Consider the following 3,720-nt stretch of genomic DNA (forward strand, 5'->3'; position numbering starts at 1 on the left):
GCCGGTGCGGACGCCGGACCCCGCGCCGCCCCACGCCACGGTGGTGCCGCCCGCACCCGGGGACGTGCCGCCGGAGCCGGAGGTGGCCAACGCGCCGCCGCAGGCGAACGACCCCATCGCGGAGGAGCAGCCCCAGACGGCGCGCTGGAAGCTGGAGAAGACGGAGCACATCGCCACGCTGCTGGGGCGGGACGTGTCACGGCTGGAAGGCGAGCGGCAGGAAGCGAAGGCGCGCGGGGACAAGGTCCGCGTCGAGCAGGTGGACGCGCTGCTCCAGCGCCACCGCGTCCGGCTGGACGAGCTGCGCGAAGAGGCCCGCACGCTGGCGGACGCCGCCCGGAACGAGCCGCCGGAGCCCTGAAGCTCCTGGGTGCCAGCGGGCCTGCCTGACTGCCCTGCGGACCGCCAGACGCCAGCTTCACCGGAAGCCCTCGCCGCTTCGCGCTGGGAGTACGCGGACTTCTGCGCTGCCCGGCGCGGCCTTCCCGCGGGCGTGACAGACCCGGCGCGGCATGCGCATAGAAAAGGACGTGTCCGTTTCCACCGCGACCGTCTCCACCGGGCCCTCCAACACCTCCTCCCGAGGCACCCGGCTGGCCTCCGTCGCGGTCGCCAGCGCGCTGTTCATGGAGTTCCTGGATTCCACGGCGCTGTCCACCGCGCTGCCCACGCTGTCCGTGGCGTTCGGCACCGACCCCGTCCACCTCAAGCTCGCGCTGACGTCGTACATCCTGGCGCTGGCCGTGCTCGCGCCCGCGAGCGGGTGGATCGCCGACCGCTTCGGCCCGCGCCGCGTCTTCATGACCGCCATGGTCGTGTTCCTCGCGGGCTCCGTGCTGTGCGGCCTCTCCCAGACGCTCGCGCAGCTCGTCGCCTCCCGCACGCTCCAGGGGCTGGGCGGCGCGCTGATGACGCCCGTGGGCCGGCTCATCGTCGTCAACTCGGCGCCGCGCGAGAAGCTGGTGTCCGCGATGAGCTGGTTCACCATGCCCGCGCTGGTGGGGCCGCTGTTGGGGCCGCCGCTCGCGGGCTTCATCCTGGCCGTCGCGGACTGGCCGTGGATCTTCTTCATCAACGTGCCGGTGGGCCTCTTGGGCATGTGGGCCGTGGCGCGCTTCGTGCCTCCGCTGAAGCAGCCGGACCCCGGCCCCTTCGACACGAAGGGCTTCGCCATCGCCGTGGTCGCCATCACCGCGCTGATGGGCGCGGCGGAGACGGTGGGCATCGGCCTGGTGCCGTGGCCCGCGCAGGTGGGCATCACGCTGGTCGCGCTCGGGGCGCTGGCCGCCTACGTGCGGCACGCGCTGCGCACGCCGCGCCCGGTGCTCAACCTGCGCCTGTTCCAGGTGGACACCTTCCGCGCCAGCATGGCGGGCGGCGCGCTGGTGCGCATCGGCCTGGGGGCGACGCCCTTCCTCCTGCCGCTGCTCTTCCAGGTGGCCCTGGGCTGGGGGCCGCTGGAGGCGGGGCTCGTCACCATCGGGACGGGGCTGGGCGCCTTCATGTGCAAGCCGGTGGCGCCCGCGCTCATCCGCCGCGCGGGCTTCCGCCAGACGCTCGTCGCCTCCAACCTGCTCACCGCCGCGCTGACGGCCGTGCCCGCCTTCTTCGGGCTGGGGACGCCCATCCCGTTCATCATCGTCACGCTCGTGTGCAGCGGCTTCATGCGCTCCTTGCAGTTCACCGCCACCAACACGGTGGCCTACGCGGACCTCCCCCGGGAGGCGGTGAGCAACGGCTCCACCGTCGCGGTGGTGACGCAGCAGATGGCGCTGAGCGTGGGCATCAGCTTCGGCGGCCTGATGCTGCACGTGGCGCGCGGCGGCGGTGACGTGCGCCTCACGCCGGACCGCTTCGTCCTGCCGTTCCTCGCCATCGGCATGGTGTCGTCGCTGGCCGGGCCGCTCTTCCGCCGGCTGCGTCCGGACGCGGGCGAGCACATCGGCGGCAGGGCCGCGGCGCGCGGCTGAGGCGCCCCCACGTTCAGCAAACGACGCTCCCCGCGGCGCAAGGCCTCCGCGCGAGCCTCCGTCGCGGAGCAGGCGTGCAGGCGACGCCTCTTTTTCCCAGCTTCTTTCGCCCCTCCCCGCCCACCAGTTTCCCGGCGAGGAATTCAACAGAGGGGGTGGGAATGAGTTGGGCGGCACTCACAGGACTCCTGCTGGCGGGCATGACGGCGGCGACACCGCCCACGGCCATCCCGGTGCGGGGCGGCAACGCGCTGACGTTGCCCGCGCACCGGCACATCGTGCGCGTGTCCCGCAGTGAAGGCTCCGTGCTGCTCGCGGCCGTGCAGCAGGGGGGAAAGGACGGGCACGGCCTGCGCCTGTTCCGCAGCGACAACGGCGGCGGCAGCTGGAAGCAGGAGGGCGTCATCCACGACGGCTCCACCTACGACCGCGCGGACCTGGTGGTGGTGGGCCGGGACGTGGCGCTCGTCTACGCGGTGGAGACGCCGGACAGCCAGGGCATCAGCGGCTCCACGTCCCGCGACGTGTACTTCCAGTGGTGGCGCTACAGCGCGTCCAGGAACCACTGGCTGCCGGACAAGCCCGTGCGCGTCTTCGACTCCACCAGCTCCAGCACCGCGTACTACCGCGCGGAGCTGGCGCGCGACTCCAGGGGCCGCTTCTGGGTGCAGGCCTTCTTCCGGGAGAAGGACGCCAGGAACACGCTGGCCCTCTCCGTGAGCAGCGACGGCGGCTCCACCTTCCGCACGCAGTCCGCGCTCGCGCGCGGCATCTCCAAGCGCGGCGGCGGGCGGCTCATCAGCCTGGGCAGCCGGCTGATGATGCTGTGGAGCTCGCACGACGGCCACGACACCACGCACTACCGGATCCGCGACGACAGCGCGTCCGTGTCCACCTGGTCCTCCACGCGCACGGCCTTCTCCGACGGCATCTACCACGGCGCCGCGATGAGCGCGGTGGCGGACGGGAAGGGCGGCCTGCACCTGGTCTACAAGGACAACTCCGAACGGCTGATGTACCGCCGCTTCAACGGCTCCAGCTTCGGCTCCGCGGTGAAGGTGCTGGAGGACGGGGACTGGGCCACGCAGCCCGCGCTCGTGCGCTCGGGCAGCAGCCTGTACCTCTTCTACAACCAGCCGCGCAGCGACGGCTCCGGCTACCGGCTGTGGGTCCGCGCGCTGTCCTCCAGCGGCAAGCCGGGGGCGGGCAGGGAGCTGGCGTCGGTCCGGCTTCGCGGGCTACCCGGCGGCGCCGGACGTGCTGCCCTCGGGCGTGCCGCTGGTGTGCTTCTTCGGCATCGAGCCGTCCTCCGGCTCCAGCTACCGGCTGTCCTTCTTCTCCACCAGCGCGTCGTCGCTCAAGTCCCAGTCCGTCGCGGCGAAGCAGGCCCCGTCCGACGACGCGCGGGACCGCGAGCCGTTCACCGCCACCGGCGGCTCCGGGTTCGAGCCCCCACGGGACCCCGGCGCGCTGGCGAGCGCCGCGACGGGCCCCTCCCAGCAGGCGATGGCCGCCGGGTGTGGCGGTGGCAGCGCGATGCTCGCGGTGGGCATGACGTTCATCTTGATGGAGTGGGGCCGCCGCCGGCGCACCCGGGTCCTGCCCGGCTAGCGGGGGCAGGGGGGGCCGCTCAGGCAGCGTGGTCCGCGGGAAACGAACGCGGGCGGTCTCCCCGGGACACCTCCCGAGGGGGCACCGCCCGTGGGCGCGTCTCCCGGTGAGGGGAGACGCGAGCGTGCGTGCGGCTACG

Annotated in this window: 2 protein-coding genes and 1 pseudogene; all 3 read left to right on the plus strand. The window is 73.2% G+C overall.

Annotation, left to right across the window (positions count from 1 at the left end; genetic code table 11):
• Window positions 1-361, plus strand: a pseudogene (locus ACLEQD_RS39005) (hypothetical protein); the annotation flags it as partial.
• A gap of 265 nt (window positions 362-626) precedes the next feature.
• Entirely contained in the window at window positions 627-1,970 is a 1,344-nt protein-coding gene (locus ACLEQD_RS39010) for an MFS transporter (RefSeq protein ID WP_410390959.1), read from the plus strand.
• 161 nt (window positions 1,971-2,131) lie between these two features.
• Complete coding sequence (locus ACLEQD_RS39015; protein WP_410390958.1) at window positions 2,132-3,691, plus strand: hypothetical protein; 1,560 nt, start codon at window positions 2,132-2,134, stop codon at window positions 3,689-3,691.
• Window positions 3,692-3,720 lie beyond the last annotated feature (29 nt).

Source organism: Corallococcus sp. 4LFB (assembly GCF_046520365.1).
Lineage (GTDB): Bacteria > Myxococcota > Myxococcia > Myxococcales > Myxococcaceae > Corallococcus > Corallococcus caeni.